Raw genomic sequence first — 16,583 nt, forward strand, 5'->3', positions numbered from 1 at the left:
CCACGCCGTCGCTGGCGCGTGCTGTCCAAAACGACGCTGCTCTATCCAACAAGGCCGATGGGAGGTTCGAATGGGCGAAGCCGTGGAAGGGAAATACCCGCCGCTCGACGTCATCACCATCGGCCGCGCCTCGGTCGATCTCTATGGCCAGCAGATCGGCTCGCGGCTGGAGGACATCGCCTCTTTCGCCAAGTCGGTCGGCGGCTGTCCGGCCAATATTTCCGTCGGCACGGCAAGGCTCGGCCTGCGCTCGGCGCTGCTGACGCGCGTCGGCGACGAGCAGATGGGCCGCTTCGTCCGCGAGCAGCTTCGGCGCGAGGGCGTGTCGGTCGACGGGCTGAAGACCGACAAGCAACGGCTGACGGCGCTGGTGCTGCTTTCGGTCGAGAGCGAAGGCGTCTCGCCGATGATCTTCTACCGCTCCGACTGCGCCGACATGGCGCTTGCCGAAGAAGACATCGACGAAGCCTTCATCGCCTCGGCACGTTCGGTCGTCGTCACCGGCACGCATTTCTCGCGGCCCAATTCGGATGCCGCGCAGCGCAAGGCGATCCGCCTGATGAAGGCCAAGGGCGGCAAGGTCGTGTTCGATATCGATTACCGCCCGAACCTCTGGGGCCTTGCCGGCCATGCCGAGGGTTTCGAGCGCTATGTCAAATCCGACCGCGTCTCGGCGCAGCTGAAGACGGTGCTGCCGGATTGCGATCTCATCGTCGGCACCGAGGAGGAGATCATGATCGCGTCGGGCGCCGACGATTGCCTGAGCGCGCTGAAGACGATCCGCGCGCTGTCGTCGGCCACCATCGTGCTCAAGCGCGGCGCCAAGGGCTGCATCGTCTATGACGGCCCGATCAGCGACGACCTAGAGGACGGCATCGTCGGCAAGGGTTTCCCGATCGAGATCTACAATGTGCTGGGCGCCGGCGACGCCTTCATGTCCGGCTTCCTGCGTGGCTGGCTGGGCGGCGAGAGTTTTGCCACCGCCGCGACCTGGGCCAATGCCTGCGGCGCCTTCGCCGTGTCGCGCCTGCTTTGCGCGCCGGAATACCCGACCTTCGAGGAGCTGCAGTTCTTCCTGAAGCACGGCAGCAAGCACCTGGCGCTGCGCAAGGACGAGGCGATCAACCACATCCATTGGGCGACGACGCGGCGGCGCGATATCCCCTCGCTGATGGCTTTGGCCTGCGACCATCGTGTCCAGCTCGAAGACGTTGCCGCCAAGGTCGGCGCCGACGTTTCGCGCATCCCAGACTTCAAGGTGCTCACCGTCAAGGCGGCGGCAAAAGCCGCCGCCGGCCGCGACGGCTACGGCATGCTGATCGACGAGAAATACGGGCGCGACGCGATGTTCGAATTCGCACGCCATCCCTTCGCCTGGCTCGGGCGTCCCGTCGAATTGCCCGGATCGCGGCCGCTGCGCTTCGAGTTCTCGCAGGATATCGGCTCGCAGCTCACCGAATGGCCGGTCGACCATTGCATCAAATGCCTGTGCTTCTACCACCCGGACGACCCGGAAGCGCTCAAAGTCGAGCAGCAGCAGAAGCTGCGCGCTTTGTTCGAGGCGGCACGGAAAGTCGGCCGGGAACTGCTGGTCGAGATCATCGCCGGCAAGCATGGCAAGCTCGACGACACCACCGTTCCGCGCGCGCTGGAGGAGCTCTATGCGCTGGGCATCAAGCCGGACTGGTGGAAGCTCGAGCCGCAGGCTTCGGCGGGCGCCTGGGCGAAGATCGAACAGGTGATCGTCAGGAACGATCCCTGGTGCCGCGGCGTCGTGCTGCTCGGGCTCGAAGCGCCACAGGACGAGCTGGTCGCGGCCTTCGCGGCAACCGCCAACGCGCCGATCGTCAAAGGTTTTGCCGTCGGCCGCACCATCTTCATCAACGCCGCCGAACAATGGCTGGCCGGCAGGATGTCGGATGACGAAGCGGTGGCCGACATGGCCGCGCGCTTCGAGCAGCTGACCGAGGCGTGGCTTGCCGCGCGCGGCCGCAAGGCCGCATAAGAAGACCGCTGAAGAATTGCGGAGGAAACGACAATGAGCAAGACCGTTCGCCTGACCATGGCGCAGGCGCTAACCCGCTTTCTCAGCCGGCAAATGACCGAGATCGACGGGAAGACGGTGCCGATCTTCGGCGGCGTCTGGGCGATCTTCGGCCATGGCAATGTCGCCGGCGTCGGTGAGGCGCTCTATCAGGTGCGCGACGAGCTGCCGACCTTCCGCGCCCATAACGAGCAGGCGATGGCGCATGCGGCGATCGCCTATGGCAAGGCGAATTTCCGCCGCCGCTTCATGGCAGCGACCACCTCGATTGGCCCCGGCGCGCTCAACATGGTGACGGCAGCGGCACTCGCGCATGTAAACCGGTTGCCTGTCCTGTTTTTGCCCGGCGACGTCTTCGCCAACCGCCTGCCCGATCCGGTGCTGCAGCAGGCCGAGGATTTTTCCGACGGTACGGCGACCGTCAACGACTGTTTCCGCCCGGTATCGCGCTATTTCGACCGCATCACGCGGCCGGAGCAGATCATCCCGGCGCTGAACCGCGCCATGCAGGTGCTGACCGATCCGGCCGAATGCGGCCCGGTCACGCTCTCGCTCTGCCAGGACGTGCAGGCCGAGGCCTATGATTATCCCGAAAGCCTGTTTGCCGAACGCGTCTGGACGCCGCGCAGACTGCGGCCCGACCGCAATGAACTGGTCGCCGCCGTCGCGGCGTTGAAGGGCGCCAAGAAGCCGCTGGTGATCGCCGGCGGTGGCGTCCTCTACTCGCAGGCTTCCGGAGAGCTGGCGAAGCTGGTGCAGGGCGCCGGTATCCCGGTTTGCGAGACGCAAGGGGGCAAGTCCTCGCTGCCGGACGATCATCCGCTCAACATGGCCGCCGTCGGCGTCACCGGCACCTCAGCCGCCAACCGGTTGGCCGAGGAAGCCGATGTCGTGCTCGCCGTCGGCACCAGGCTGCAGGATTTCACAACCGGCTCCTGGGCGCTGTTCAAGAATGCCGGCCGCACCATCATCGGCCTGAACACCCAGGTTTTCGACGCCGGCAAGCACTGGGCATCGCCGCTGGTCGCCGATGCCGCCGAGGGTCTGGCCGAATTGGCTTCCGCGCTGAAGGGCTGGAAGGCGCCGGCCGCCTGGACCGACAATGCGCTGGAGGGCAAGACGGAATGGCAGGCCGCCGCCGCCAAGGTAACGGCCTCGACCAACGCGGCCTATCCTTCCGACGCGCAGGTGATCGGCGCCGTGCAGCGGGCGATGGGCTCCGATGTGACGCTGCTGCATGCCGCCGGCGGCCTGCCCGGCGAATTGCACAAGCTCTGGCAGGCCGGCGCGCCGGGCTCCTACCATGCAGAATACGGCTTCTCGACCATGGGCTACGAGATCGCCGGCGGGCTCGGCGTCAAGATGGCAAGGCCCGACCAGGAGGTCGTCGTCATGGTCGGCGACGGCTCCTATCTGATGCTCAATTCCGAGATCGCCACCTCTGTCATGCTTGGCCTGAAGCTCACCATCGTGCTGCTCGACAATCGCGGCTACGGCTGCATCAACCGGCTGCAGATGGCGACCGGCGGCGCCAACTTCAACAATTTGCTGAAGGACGCCCGCCACGAGGTGATGCCCGACGTCGACTTCGCCGCCCATGCGGCGAGCCTCGGCGCCGTCGCCGAGAAGGTGGCGTCGATCGCGGAACTGGAGACGGCGCTGGCCAAGGCAAAGAACAACGACAAGACGACGGTGCTGGTCATCGACACCGATCCGCTGGTTTCGACCGATGCCGGCGGCCATTGGTGGGATGTCGCCGTGCCGGAAGTCTCCGCGCGGCCCCAGGTCAACGCCGCGCGCAAGAAATACGAGGAAGCCGTGGACAGCCGGCAAGGCTGAGCCGGCGTCCGCCTCATAATGAACTGACATCGGAGCGAAGACTTGAAAGCCAAACTGGGCATGTCCCCCATCGCGTGGTGGAACGACGATCTCGTGGAACTGAGCGATGACGTGTCGCTGGAGGAGTGTCTGCGCCAGTCGCGTTCGGCAGGCTTCACCGGCATGGAGATGGGCCGCCGCTTCCCCAACGATCCGAAGGTGATGCTGCCGATCCTGAAAGCAGCCGACGTCACGCTTTGCGGCGGCTGGTTCTCCGGCACGCTGGTCAATGAGGACATGGCGAGGAACAAGGACCGCATCCAGCCGATGATCGACCTGTTCAAGGCGGTCGACGCGCCCTGCATCGTCTATGGCGAGGTCGGCCGCTCCATCCAGGGCGATCGTTCGAAACCCTTGGCCACCAAGCCGACGCTTACCGGCGACGAGATGAAGGCCTATGGCCGCCGCGTCACCGAATTCGGCGAATGGTGCGCCGAGCAGGGCATGCCGCTTTCCTACCACCATCACATGGCGGCGGTGGTCGAGACCGAGCCGGAACTCGACGCGTTCATGCGCCATTCCGGCGAAGGCATTCCGCTTTTGCTCGATGCCGGCCATCTGGCCTTTGCCGGCGGCGACGTGCTGCGCGCCATCGACAACCACCACAAGCGCATCAACCATGTCCATGTGAAGGACGTGCGCATGGGCGTCATCGACGGGCTCGACCGCTCAAAACAGTCCTTCCTCGATGCCGTGGCGCTCGGCGCCTTCACCGTGCCGGGCGACGGCTCGCTCGATTTCGGCGCCATCGTCCAGCGGTTCGCCGATCATGGCTATGAGGGTTGGTTCGTCGTGGAAGCCGAGCAGGATCCGAAGAAGAACCCGCCGCTCAAGATGGCTCAGGTCGGCCACAAGGAGTTGATGCGGGTGATGACGGCCGCCGGCTACACGGTCGAAACGCAGGGTTTTCCGGCCTGAACGGTGGATTGGTCATGAATGATGGATTAGTCTGGGCACTCGGTCTATCTGATGCGCTTTGGGCAAATCCTGGATTGGCGCGATGAAAGACTATGAGCACCCCTTCTTCCGGCCGCTGTGGCGCCGCATCGCCGTCGTCGCGGTCTGCCTGGTCTGGTCGGCGATCGAATTCGCCTCCGGCACGCCGTTCTGGGGCGTCATCGCGCTCGGCTTCGCCGGTTATGCGGTATGGCAGTTTTTCTACCTCTACAAGCCGGCCGACGAGACCAAGCCACCGGCCGAGCCGAGGGAATGAAGCGGTCGATGGGGTGGAGGGTTCACGGATCGGACAGCGCGCATGGCGCATCGGATGCATTAGCGATTGGCTGAAACATCTTTCGCTTCGTCATCCACGGGCGAAGCAAGGAGCGAAGCGACGCGGCGCAGACCCGAGGATCCATTCCGTGACTTCGAAGCAGCCGCTGCGGTGCAGAATTCTGCTCCGCTGCACTCTTCGACTGAGGGAATGGAATGGATCCTAGGGTCTCCGCGACGGAGCTTCGCTCCTGCTCCGCCCTAGGATGACGAAGTTGAGAGGAACCGGCCAATCTCCACGGTTTTCACGATAGTCCAATGAACGATGAAATCCTGCAAGCAGGCCTGAAAATCGAAGCGCCCAGGAATTAGGAGACAAAAATGTCGAAACTGCTCGTCAAGGCCGATAAGGGCCACGGCCACGTCGCTCACGTCACGCCGCAAAGCGCCGGCTGGACCTATGTTGGCTTCGATCTGCATCGGCTTAAAGCGGGCGAGACGGCGTCCGGCAAGACCGGCGAGCGCGAGGTCTGCCTGGTCTTCGTCACCGGCAAGGGCAAGGCATCGGCCGGCGGCAAGGACCTCGGCCTGCTCGGCGAGCGCATGTCGCCCTTCGAAGGCAAGCCTTGGTCGGTCTATGTGCCGGAAGGCGCTGATTGGTCCGTGACGGCCGATACCGAACTGGAGCTTGCCGTCTGCTCGGCGCCGGGCTTAAGCGGCGGCCTGCCGGTGCGCGTCATCGGACCAGACGATCTCGGCCAGGAGGTGCGCGGCAAGGGCACCAACACGCGCTACGTCACCAACATCCTGCCCGAGGGCAAGCCGGCGGATTCGCTGCTGGTGGTCGAGGTCATCACGCCCGGCGGCCACACCTCGAGCTATCCGCCGCACAAGCACGACCAGGACAATCTGCCGGCGGAATCCTATCTCGAGGAGACCTATTACCACCGGCTCAACCCGCCGCAGGGCTTTGCCTTTCAGCGCGTCTACACCGACGCCGACCGCAACGGCGTGCGCGAGCTGGACGAGGCGATGGCGATCGAGGACGGCGATGTCGTGCTGGTGCCGAAGGGCTATCACCCCTGCGCGGCCTGCCACGGCTACGACCTCTATTACCTCAATGTCATGGCCGGACCGAAGCGGACGTGGAAATTCCACAACGCGGCCGAGCACGAGTGGCTGATGAAGGCCTGATCAAGCAGTTCGGCAAAGCCGTTGGTCCAGTTAACAGAAATCGTCGGCTAACGACCTTGCGGCTGGACTTGCCTTCGAAAACCCACGAAAGCTTCGTCAATCCGTCATGGAAATCACCTATGGCAGCGGTTCCGGTGCATGTCGCCGCAAACGCTCCGGCGTTTTTGGGCCACGACTTGCCAAGACAATGACTTGAAGCGCGTCGCATATTCCTTTCGGGGCGCGCAGCGCGCTTGACGAGGAATGCCCATGCGCTACGCCATCTACTACACTCCGGGACAGGACGAGAAGCTGGCGCGCATTGCCGCCAACTGGCTGGGCCGCGACCCGTTTGGCGCGGCGACGCGACCGGTCGAGGCCGTGGGCGATCTGTCGGCCGCGGAAGTCGCCTTCCATACCGCCTCCGCCAGGCGCTACGGGTTCCACGCGACGCTGAAGGCGCCGTTCCGGCTGGCGCCGGACGAGACGGAAGCTTCGCTGCGCGCCGCTCTCGACAGCTTCGCCGAAGCCACGCCGCCAGTCGTCATCCCGCGCCTCGTGGTCGGCCAGATCGACGATTTCTTCGCCCTGGTGCCCGAAACCGCGTTCGCCCCGATCAACGATTTCGCCGGCGAGGTCGTGCGCGCCTTCGACGGCTTCCGTGCGCCATTGACCGAGGCCGAGATCGAGCGCCGCAGCCCAGATTCGCTGAAGCCGGACGAGTTCCGCAACCTTTGCCAATGGGGCTACCCATATGTTTTCGACACTTTCCGTTTCCACATGACGCTGTCGGGGCGCGTCGGGCCACAGGAAAGCCCACGTCTTCGCGCAGCGATAGACGGCCTGTTTGCCGACGTGCTGCGGCAGCCGGTGCCGGTGGATGCGCTGACATTGTTCGTCGAAAGCGAGCCCGGCGCCCCGTTCATGGTGCTTTCCCATCATGCGCTTGGCCACGGCCCGGCCCGCAAGACCGCTTAGGGCGGGTCAGCGGAAACGCTGAACCGCCTGTCTCTTTGTTTACGCAATTCCGGACGGAAAACCGCAAGGCACTTTTCCTGGAATTGCTCTGATTGACCGCTCGAGATAGGACCGCCTGAGATGACCGCCGAAACCGTTCTCACCAATGCCCGCATCGTGCTGCCGGACGAAATCGTCGAGGGCTCGCTGTTGTTGCGCGACGGCCTGATCGCCGCCGTCGAACCGGGCGCTGCCCGCACCGGGGAGGACATGGGCGGCGACTACATCATTCCGGGCCTCGTCGAGCTTCACACCGACCATCTCGAAGGCCATTACGCGCCGCGCCCGAAAGTGCGCTGGAATCCGATCGCCGCCGTGCTTGCGCATGACGCCCAGGTCGCGACCGCCGGCATCACCACCGTGCTCGACGCCTTGCGCGTCGGCATGGACGAGGACGCCGACCTGAAGTCCGACGACGTTCGCAAGCTGGCCGACGCGATCGAGGACAGCGTGCGCCAGGACCGGCTCAGGGCCGACCATTTCATCCATCTGCGCTGCGAGGTCTCGGCGCCGGACTGCCTCGAGGCTTTCGCCAATTTCGAGACCGACGACCGGGTGAAACTTGCCTCGCTGATGGACCATGCGCCTGGACAGCGCCAGTTCGTCAACCTCGAGACCTATGCCTACTACTACCAGCGCAAGCTGAAGCTGACGGACCAGGATTTCAAGAAATTCTGCGAGAAGCGGATGGCGGAATCGGCCCGCAATTCCGGTCCGAACCGCGTCTTCATCTCGGCCGCCTGCCAGGAGCGCGGCATCGTGCTGGCGAGCCATGACGACGCGACCGCCGGCCATGTCGAAGAAGCAATCGAGCAGGGCGTGCGCGTCGCCGAGTTCCCGACGACGGAAGAGGCGGCCAAGGCCTCCAAGGCGGCAGGGCTCGGCGTGCTGATGGGCGCGCCGAACGTCATGCGCGGCGCTTCGCATTCCGGCAACGTCTCGGCGCGCACGCTTGCCGCCGACGGCCTGCTCGACATCCTGTCGTCCGACTATATCCCCTTCAGCCTGATCCAGTCGGCCTTCTTCCTCGGCGATGTCGTCGAGGGCATCTCGCTGCCGCAGGCGGTCGCCATGGTGTCGAAGAACCCGGCCGAAGCCATCGGCCTTATCGATCGCGGTGTCATCGAGCCGGGCCGCCGCGCGGACCTGGTGCGGGTGCGCGTCGACGACCATGTGCCGGTCGTGCGCACCGTGTGGCGCCAGGGCCGCCGGGTCGCATGATGGTCTCGGCCCTCATCGAGCGCGAGCTGGCCGAGAGCCTGCCGATCCGCAACGGCGTCTTCGTCGCGGTGGTGGGACCGAGCGGCGCCGGCAAGGATACGCTGATCGGCTACGCCAAGGCGCGCTTCGCCGGCGAGACGCGGCTGGAATTCGTGCGCCGCGTCATCACCAGGCCGAGCGACACGGCAAGCGAAGACCACGACACGCTGGCCGACGCCGCCTTCGCCGAAGCGGAGGCCGACGGCGCCTTCTCGCTGTGCTGGGACGCGCATGGCCTGCGCTATGGCCTGCCGGCCGATGTCGACTGGGCCGTGGCGAACGGCCACGTGGCGGTCGCCAACGTGTCGCGCGCGGTCATCCCGGCGCTGCGCGAACGCTACGCCAATCTGGCCGTGGTCGAGATCACCGCGGCGCCGGAGATCCTCGCGGAACGGCTGGCGGCGCGCGGCCGCGAATCACGCGGCGAAGTGCTTGCCCGCCTGGCGCGCAGCACGAACGTCAAGCTGACAGGACCGGACATCACGTCGATCGACAATGGCGGCGACAAGGAGGTCGCCGGCGAACGCTTTGCCGAGGTGCTGCGCAAGGCGATGGCGTTCTCCGACCTGTCGGACATGATCTAAGATATGCTGATATTCAGGTGAGCCCGGCCTACAAGTAGCGGCTCCCTGCGCTTCCGGTGCTCACGTACTTAAGTACGCTCCGCTCCGGTTCTCGGAAGCCACCACTTTCGGCTCGGCCTGACCTGAATCTCAGCGCATCTTGGTGCCGAGCAAGGTCCGTCTTCACTTGTTGAAGTTGGCGATGAACTGCTTGAACTGCGGCGTCGGCGGCCTGGCGAACATCTCCTTCGGCTCGCCGGCCGAATCCACTTCGCCCTTGTGCAGGAACATCACCTTGCTCGACACGTCGCGGGCAAAGCCCATTTCATGGGTCACGACCAGCATGGTGCGCCCTTCTTCGGCAAGCGAGCGCATGACGCGCAGCACCTCGCCGACCAGTTCCGGATCGAGCGCGGATGTCGGCTCGTCGAACAGCATCACCTTGGGATTCATCGCCAGCGCGCGGGCGATCGCAGCGCGCTGCTGCTGGCCGCCCGACATATGCGGCGGATAGTAGTTGCGGCGCTCCCAGATGCCGACGCGCTTCAGCAATGCCTCGGCCTGCTCCAGGCACTCCGCGCGCGGCCGCTTCAGCACATGCGTCGGCGCGGCGACGAGGTTTTCCAGCACGGTCATGTGCGACCAGAGATTGAAGCTCTGGAAAACCATGGCGAGGTTGGCGCGGATCCGCTCCACCTGGCGGATGTCGGCCGGCATTTGGTGGCCGTCGCGGCCCCGCTTCATCCGGATGAGCTCGCCATCCACGCGCACTTCGCCGGAATCCGGGGTCTCCAGGAGATTGATGCAGCGCAGCATCGTGCTCTTGCCGGACCCCGAGGAGCCGAGGATCGAAATCACATCGCCCTTGTGGGCTTCCAGCGAAATGCCCTTGAGCACCTCGTGATCGCCAAAACACTTGCGCAGGTCCTTGACGCTGATGGCTGCCTTGTCGTCCGGGGACGATGCCGCTTGCGCGGCAGCGGCGACATTTGCCGACATCACAACACCTCCGGTACGGATTTGATTTGCTGGCTCCGCTCGGGCGGGGGGCGCAGATGCGGTGAAAGCCGGTATTCGACCCAGGCGAACAGCCGGGCGATCGACAGGTTGAGAAGCAGGTAGATCACGCCGGCGCAGGTCAGCACCTCGATCGGCCGGAACGTGTCGTGCTGGATCTTTTGCGCCGTTCCCATCATCTCCATGATGGTGACGACGGACGCGAGCGCGGTCGCCTTGGTCATGAGGATGATTTCGGTCGAATAGGCCGGCAAGGCGAGCCGCAGCGCGATCGGCAGCGTGACGAGGCGAAAGCGGGTGAACGCCGACATGCCGAATGCCTTGGCCGCCTCGATCTGGCCGACAGGTACCGCCCGCAGCGCGCCGCGGAAAATCTCGCTCTCATAGGCGGCTGTGTTCAAGGCCATAGCGACGATCGTGCAATACATCGGATCGCGCAGGATTGGCCACAGGATCGGGCTGTGGCGAACGAAATCGAACTGGGAGAGCCCGAAATAGATCAGATAGAGCTGCACCAGCAGCGGCGAGCCGCGGAAGACGAAGACATAGGCGCGGGTAAAATATTCGCCGAACTTATAGCCGGAAGCCCGCAACCAGGTCAGGCCGGTGGCGATGAGGAGCCCGAAGGCGATGCCGAAGAACCAGATCTCGAGCGTCAGCGGCAGTGCCTTCAGCACACTCCACATGGTCGAAAGGTAGAAGTCGAAATCCACCGCCACCTCTTATTTCGGCCGGGTGAAGCTGCGGGAGGTGTAACGCTCGGCCTTCTCGAAGATCGGCGTCGAGATCGAGGTCATCACCAGATAAAGGATGCCGGCGACCGTGTAGAAAAGCAGCGAATGATGCGTCGAACGCGCGGCCTTGTTCGCGGTGAGCATCAGCTCGGCGACGCCGGTGACCGAGATCAGCGCCGAATCCTTGATGGTCAATTGCCAGACATTGCCCAGCCCCGGCACCGCGAGACGCAGGACCTGAGGCATGATCACGAGGCGAAACCGCAACCAAGCCGACATGCCGTAGGCACGCGCCGCCTCCAACTCGCCGCGGTGGATCGCCAGGAACGACCCGCGAAAAACCTCGGCTTGGTAGGCGCCGGAAATGATGCCGACCGCGAGCACGCCGCCGAGGAAGCTCGGCATGTTCAAGATGTCCGTCGAGCCGATCGATCCGGTGGACCTCGCCACGCCGGTCAGGACCTGCGTGCCGCCATAGTAGAACAGATAGATGATCAGCAGTTCCGGTTCGCCGCGAAACACGGTGGTGTAGCTCTCGCCGATGAACCTCAACCCGCTGCGATGCGAAAGCTTGGCCGCCGCCACCAGCGAGCCGAGCACGGCACCAATCAGCATCGAGACGACGGTGACGGCGAGCGTCCAGCCGATGCCCCAGAGCAGTTGCACGCCCCAGCCGGCGGCCAACAGCTCATAGGCCGTCGACACCTGGTCCTTGAGATCGTTGAGAAACTCCACGTACGGCTCCTGCGGGCGTCGACGGGTTGCCCGCCTTAAAGCGCGTGTCAAAAAGGGGTTAGGCGACGCGCTTTAAGGCCTTGCCTTGATGCATGTCGTTCTCCCAAAACCGCTGCGCACTTTTGGGCGACATGCAAAGCAAACGGGAGCAGCCTTGGCTGCTCCCGTTGCGACATTACTTGGTAATGTCGATCTTGAACCACTGCAGGCTGTATTTCGACACCGAGCCGTCGTCGAGAGCGGCCTTGAGCGCCTTGTTGTAAATGTCCTGCAGGTCCTTGTCGGTCTTGCGGAAAGCGGCGCCGATGCCCGGCCCGAGGATCGGGCCACCCTTGAATTGCGGGCCGACGAATTCCAGGTCCTTGGCGTCCGGCTTGGCCAGCGTGCCGAGGAAGTAGGTCGTGTCGGCGAAAGCGACGTCGATGCGGCCCGCCATCAGGTCGAGGTCATGCTCGTCGGTGGTCTTGTATTCATGGACGTTGGCGACATCCTTGAGATACTTGTCGGCAAACGTCGCCTCCGTGGTCGAAACCTGCAGGCCGACATTCTTGCCGGTGAGCTCCTTGCGGAGCGTGTCGAGCGCCGCCTTGGATTCGGCGTCGTCCTTCGACAGATCGATCATCTTGCCGCTGTTGGACAGCTGCGCCAGCGGACCGTTCTTGTCGGCAAGGAAGGCGACCGGCGAAGAGGCATAGGGGATCGAGAAGTCGATCGTCTTCATGCGCTCTTCGGTGATCGACATGCCATCCATGACGATGTCGAACTTGCCGGCCGTCAGGCCGGGAATGACGCCGTCCCAGTCCTGCGCCACGACGTTGCATTCCAGCTTCGCGCGGGCGCAGACGTCGTTGAGGATGTCCACCTCGAAGCCGACGATCTTGCCGCTGGCATCCGTCTGGTTCCAGGGGGCGTAGGAGCCCTCCATCGCGACCGTCACGGTCTTCCAGTCCTTGGCCATTGCCGGGGTCGAGCAGGTCAACGCCAGCGCGGCGAGCGCGATCCAACGTGCTGATGTCACGGTAATTTCTCCCATATTCTGTTCTTGGAACCCTCAGATGCCAATTGCTTAGCCCAGCCCCAATTCTGCGACAAGGGCAGTTTTCCGGTTCACGCGTTGTTGCAATCCGCCCGCGAATCCGGGTCTGCCCGGTGGGTTTTCCCGCGAGCATCGGTCCAATCAGGACCGTGAATGTTAAAGCGAGGCTACTCCGCCGGCGCGCCCGCAACGTTTTGGCGCGTCGCTTCGATCATGCGGCGGCGGGCGCGGAAGACGCCCCATTGCTGGTCGACCAGCACGCCGATCAGGATCACGCCGCCCATCACGGCGAAGTTGAGCGAGGAGGGAATGCCGAGCAGGTTGACGAGGTTCTGCAACTCCTGCAGCAGCACGGTGCCGAGGATGACGCCGACCAGCGAGCCCTCGCCGCCGCGCAGCGAGAAGCCGCCCAGCACCGCCGCCGCAATGGCATAGAGCTCGTAGAACTGGCCGTGGCTCGCCGGCGAGATCGAGCGCGTGTACATGGCGAAATAGATCGCAGACAGCGCTGTCAGGACGCCGCAGATGACATAGGCCGCGATGATCACCCGGCCCGTGCGGATGCCGGAATATTTCGCCGCTTCCTCGTTCTTGCCGATAGCGTAGAGGTAGCGGCCGAATACCGAGCGGTGCAGCACCACCCACATGACGATGGCGATGACGATCAGCGCGATGAAGCTGTTCGGCAGGCCATAGGAGCGACCCGCGGTCAGGAATTCGAGCGTCGGGAAATTCTGGCCGAAGGCGAAGCCCGCCGTGCCGTCGGCGGTGTAGAAGCGCGCCACGCCGCGATAGATGAGCAGGCCGCACAGCGTCACCACGAAGGGCTGCAGTTTCAGCCGCGTGATCAGCCAGCCATGCACGAAGCCGATGATGGCGCCAAGCACCAGGATCAGCACGAAGGCCAGCGGCCAGTTCACCTCGCGCACCGCGATGAAGTCGATGAACAGCGTGCCGAGCAGGGCGACCAGCGAGCCGACCGACAATTCGATGCCGCCGGTGATGATGACGAAGGCCTGGCCGATCGACAGGATGCCGAACAGCGCCACCAGGTTGGAGGTGTTGGCGAGGTTGATCGCCGACAGGAAGCGCGGGTTGATGGCCGTCACCACCGCGCCGACCGCCAAGATCAGGATCAGCAGGCCGAGATCTTTCTTGCTCATTGCGCTCCTCCCGCCGCTTGCAGCAATTTCGGCTTCTTGCCGACCGCCAGCAAGAGCACGTTCTCCTGGCTGAAATCGTCCTTGTCGAGGATGCCGGAGATCTGCCCCTCATGCATGACCGCGATACGGTCCGACACGCCGATCACCTCTTCCATGTCGCTGGAGATCATCAGCACGGCGACGCCGGCATCGGCCAGCGCCCGCATCAGCCCGTAGATCTCGGCCTTGGCGCCGATGTCGATGCCGCGCGTCGGCTCGTCCAGGATCATCACCTTCGGGTTCATCGCCAGCCATTTGGCCAGAACCACCTTCTGCTGGTTGCCGCCTGACAAAGTGCCGGTGCGGGTCAGGACCGACGGCGCCTTGATGCCGAGGTTTTTCTTCTGCTTTTCGGCCGTCGCGAGTTCAGCGCTGGCGGACACCAGCGAGCGCCTGGCATGCGCAGGCAGATTGGGCAGCGAGATGTTCTGGGCGATCGACAGGTCGAGCAATATGCCGGTCAGCTTGCGGTCCTCCGGCACCAGGAAGATGCCGTTCGCCACCGCGTCTGCCGCCGAGCCTACATCGAGCGGCTTGCCGTCGAGCGTGACACTGCCTGCCAACCGCTCGTCGATGCCGAACAGCATGCGCGCCAGCTCCGTGCGGCCGGAGCCGACCAGGCCCGCGAGGCCGAGGATCTCGCCGTGTCTCAATTCCAGGCTGACCGGCCGGTCAGGATAGGTGCTGGTGCGGATCGCATCCGCCGACAGGGCCACGCTGCCCGGCGCGCGGGCGGCTTCGCCGGCCTTCTCGCGCTCCTTCAGCATGCGGCCGATCATCAGCCTGACCATCTCGTCGTGATTGATCTGGTCCTTTGCCAGCGTGCCGGCCAGCGTGCCGTCGCGCAGCACCACGACACGGTCGGCGACGCGCTCGATCTCATGCAGCCGGTGCGAGATGAAGATGACGCTGATGCCTTCCGCCTTCAGCCCCTTGATGACGTCGAGCAGCTTTTCGGTCTCGGCGATCGGCAGGCTGGAGGTCGGCTCGTCGAGGATGACCAGCCGCGCCTTGATCGACAGCGCCTTGGCGATCTCGACCATCTGCTGCTGGGCGAGCGACAGCGAAGCCACCGGCGCGTCGGCCGAGAAATTGGCGCCGACGCGCTTCAGGAGCGGCGCCACCATCTCGCGCAGTTTCGCGCGGTCGACCAGCTTCAGCGGCCCGGCGCGCAGCGGCTCGCGGCCGAAGAAGATGTTGGCGGCGACGTCGAGGTTTTCGAAGAGATTGAGCTCCTGGTGCACGAAGGCGATGCCGGAGCCGATGCTCTGCTCGACGGTCAATCCGTCATGCGCCGCGCCATCGACGGCAACGGTGCCGCTGTCCGGCCGCGTCACGCCGCCGAGGATTTTCATCAGCGTCGATTTGCCGGCGCCGTTTTCGCCGACGAGGCCGATGACCTCGCCGGGCCGAACCTCCATCGAAAACCTGTCCAGCGCCACAACACCCGGATAGGTCTTGCGCACGGCCTCCAGGCCCAGGAACGGAGCGGCGATCGGTTGAGTGGTGTCGGTAGAGGTCATCGCGCCATAGTTTACCGCACGGGGCAGCAGCCGGTGGGCCACAGACTGACGGGCCTTGGCAGGTCCGTCAATACGAACGCCGGCTCAAGGTGGGACCCTCGAGCCGGCGCAACTGTCTTGGGCTTACTTGCCCGCCATCGCCTTGAGGTTGGCGGCGTAGGTGTCGACGTCATCCTTGCCGATGATCTTGGTCGGGATGATGATCAGGTTACCGGCCGGGATGCCCGACTTGTCGCCCTTGAGGTAGGCGGCCATCAGCTTCATGCCTTGATAGGCCCATTCGAACGGCTGCTGCACCACGGTCGCGGCGACAGTGCCTTCCTTGACGCCGCCCAGCGTGATCGGATCGTCGTCGAAGCCGACGACGGTGATCTGGCCAAGCTTGCCGGCATCGCGCAGCGCTTCGTAGATGCGCGGCGTGTTGTAGGAGTAGAAGCCGACCATGCAGGTGATGTCGGGGCTGGCGACCAGCGCGTCCTCGACATTCTTCTTGGCGCGCGCCTGGTCGATGTCGTCGCCGCGCACGTCGACTAGCTCGATCTTGCTGCCGGCGAGCCCGTCCTTCATCCCCTGGATGCGCTCCTTGGCGTTGTCGGCACCGAGCAGGCCGACGAAGCCGAGGCACTTGCCGCCGTTAGGCATCGCCTTCTTGGCGATCTCGGCCGCCTGCTTGCCGGCATCGACATTGGACGAGCCGATATAGGCGACACGCTTGGTCTGCGGCGCGTCCGAGTCGGTGGTGAACAGCGCCGTTTCCGACGCGATCTTGTTCAACCCGTCGGTCGAGGTCTTGGGATCGACGGCCGAGACCATGATGCCCTTGACGCCTGCCGTCACCAGGTCATCCATCAGCCGCTGCTGGATGGCGACCGAGGACTGTTCCGGATATTTGAGCTCGAGATTGTAGTCGGGCAGTTCACCCTGCGCTTTCTTCACGCCAGCTTCCGCCGCCTTCCAGAAGTCTGACGCACCGTTGACGACGAAGGCCAGCGTCGGCTTGTCGTCGGCGCGCACGCTGGCGCTTACCGACAGGCCGACAAGCAGGGCCGCCGCGGCGACAGATGCGTTGCGGATCATGGATTTCATAGTTCAACCTCCCTTGTAGAACTTGCCTTGTAGAACTCTTCGCTGATGTCTCGGCTGCGGCGCGGACAACCCTCCTCCTCAAGGGTGTGGCGCAAAGGTCCGC

The 16,583-nt window shown here is 64.5% G+C and carries 15 protein-coding genes; 8 read left to right on the forward strand and 7 right to left on the reverse strand.

The window, feature by feature from the left end:
- Nucleotides 1-70: 70 nt before the first annotated feature.
- From iolC to phnN, 8 genes are all read left to right on the forward strand, one after another.
- Nucleotides 71-2,005, forward strand: coding sequence for a 5-dehydro-2-deoxygluconokinase (gene iolC, locus FJ424_RS18295; RefSeq protein ID WP_140659513.1), 1,935 nt, complete (start codon nucleotides 71-73; stop codon nucleotides 2,003-2,005).
- Between the two features lie 33 nt (nucleotides 2,006-2,038).
- Complete coding sequence (iolD, locus tag FJ424_RS18300; RefSeq protein WP_140659514.1) at nucleotides 2,039-3,883, forward strand: 3D-(3,5/4)-trihydroxycyclohexane-1,2-dione acylhydrolase (decyclizing); 1,845 nt, start codon at nucleotides 2,039-2,041, stop codon at nucleotides 3,881-3,883.
- A 42-nt stretch (nucleotides 3,884-3,925) separates the two neighbouring features.
- The gene (gene iolE, locus FJ424_RS18305; RefSeq protein ID WP_140659515.1) at nucleotides 3,926-4,840 is read left to right on the forward strand and encodes a myo-inosose-2 dehydratase; all 915 of its coding nucleotides are present in this window, start codon (nucleotides 3,926-3,928) and stop codon (nucleotides 4,838-4,840) included.
- Between the two features lie 82 nt (nucleotides 4,841-4,922).
- Complete coding sequence (locus FJ424_RS18310) at nucleotides 4,923-5,135, forward strand: DUF3329 domain-containing protein (protein ID WP_140659516.1); 213 nt, start codon at nucleotides 4,923-4,925, stop codon at nucleotides 5,133-5,135.
- Nucleotides 5,136-5,515: 380 nt separating this feature from the next.
- Entirely contained in the window at nucleotides 5,516-6,328 is an 813-nt protein-coding gene (iolB, locus tag FJ424_RS18315; protein WP_140659517.1) for a 5-deoxy-glucuronate isomerase, read from the forward strand.
- A 249-nt stretch (nucleotides 6,329-6,577) separates the two neighbouring features.
- A complete protein-coding gene (locus tag FJ424_RS18320) occupies nucleotides 6,578-7,285 on the forward strand; it encodes a DUF1045 domain-containing protein (protein ID WP_140659518.1) in 708 nt (235 codons plus the stop codon).
- Between the two features lie 120 nt (nucleotides 7,286-7,405).
- Nucleotides 7,406-8,545 carry an alpha-D-ribose 1-methylphosphonate 5-triphosphate diphosphatase gene (locus tag FJ424_RS18325; protein WP_140659519.1) on the forward strand — a complete coding sequence of 380 codons (1,140 nt, stop codon included), beginning with the start codon at nucleotides 7,406-7,408 and terminating at the stop codon, nucleotides 8,543-8,545.
- Nucleotides 8,542-9,168: a phosphonate metabolism protein/1,5-bisphosphokinase (PRPP-forming) PhnN gene (phnN, locus tag FJ424_RS18330; RefSeq protein WP_181182237.1), complete on the forward strand. Its 627-nt coding sequence runs from the start codon at nucleotides 8,542-8,544 to the stop codon at nucleotides 9,166-9,168. The genes FJ424_RS18325 and phnN overlap by 4 nt, the downstream gene beginning before the upstream one ends.
- Before the next feature lie 162 nt (nucleotides 9,169-9,330).
- On the opposite strand, the gene FJ424_RS18335 is transcribed toward phnN, so the two are convergent.
- The 7 genes from FJ424_RS18335 to FJ424_RS18365 all read right to left on the reverse strand — a co-directional run bounded on the left by FJ424_RS18335 (nucleotide 9,331) and on the right by FJ424_RS18365 (nucleotide 16,480).
- Nucleotides 9,331-10,146 (reverse strand): ATP-binding cassette domain-containing protein, encoded by an 816-nt coding sequence (locus FJ424_RS18335; RefSeq protein WP_140659520.1) that lies wholly within the window; start codon nucleotides 10,144-10,146, stop codon nucleotides 9,331-9,333.
- Nucleotides 10,146-10,877 (reverse strand): ABC transporter permease, encoded by a 732-nt coding sequence (locus FJ424_RS18340; RefSeq protein ID WP_246677282.1) that lies wholly within the window; start codon nucleotides 10,875-10,877, stop codon nucleotides 10,146-10,148. Before FJ424_RS18340 ends, FJ424_RS18335 begins: the two co-directional genes overlap by 1 nt.
- Before the next feature lie 9 nt (nucleotides 10,878-10,886).
- A complete protein-coding gene (locus FJ424_RS18345) occupies nucleotides 10,887-11,633 on the reverse strand; it encodes an ABC transporter permease subunit (RefSeq protein WP_246677283.1) in 747 nt (248 codons plus the stop codon).
- Between the two features lie 175 nt (nucleotides 11,634-11,808).
- Nucleotides 11,809-12,651, reverse strand: a complete 843-nt coding sequence (locus tag FJ424_RS18350) for a transporter substrate-binding domain-containing protein (RefSeq protein WP_210239425.1) — start codon at nucleotides 12,649-12,651, stop codon at nucleotides 11,809-11,811.
- A gap of 185 nt (nucleotides 12,652-12,836) precedes the next feature.
- Complete coding sequence (locus FJ424_RS18355) at nucleotides 12,837-13,832, reverse strand: ABC transporter permease (protein WP_140659522.1); 996 nt, start codon at nucleotides 13,830-13,832, stop codon at nucleotides 12,837-12,839.
- Nucleotides 13,829-15,394 carry a sugar ABC transporter ATP-binding protein gene (locus FJ424_RS18360; RefSeq protein ID WP_140659523.1) on the reverse strand — a complete coding sequence of 522 codons (1,566 nt, stop codon included), beginning with the start codon at nucleotides 15,392-15,394 and terminating at the stop codon, nucleotides 13,829-13,831. The genes FJ424_RS18355 and FJ424_RS18360 overlap by 4 nt, the downstream gene beginning before the upstream one ends.
- A gap of 123 nt (nucleotides 15,395-15,517) precedes the next feature.
- Complete coding sequence (locus tag FJ424_RS18365) at nucleotides 15,518-16,480, reverse strand: sugar-binding protein (protein ID WP_140641641.1); 963 nt, start codon at nucleotides 16,478-16,480, stop codon at nucleotides 15,518-15,520.
- Between the last annotated feature and the right edge of the window lie 103 nt (nucleotides 16,481-16,583).

The organism is Mesorhizobium sp. B3-1-8, assembly GCF_006439495.1.
In the GTDB taxonomy this organism is placed as follows: domain Bacteria; phylum Pseudomonadota; class Alphaproteobacteria; order Rhizobiales; family Rhizobiaceae; genus Mesorhizobium.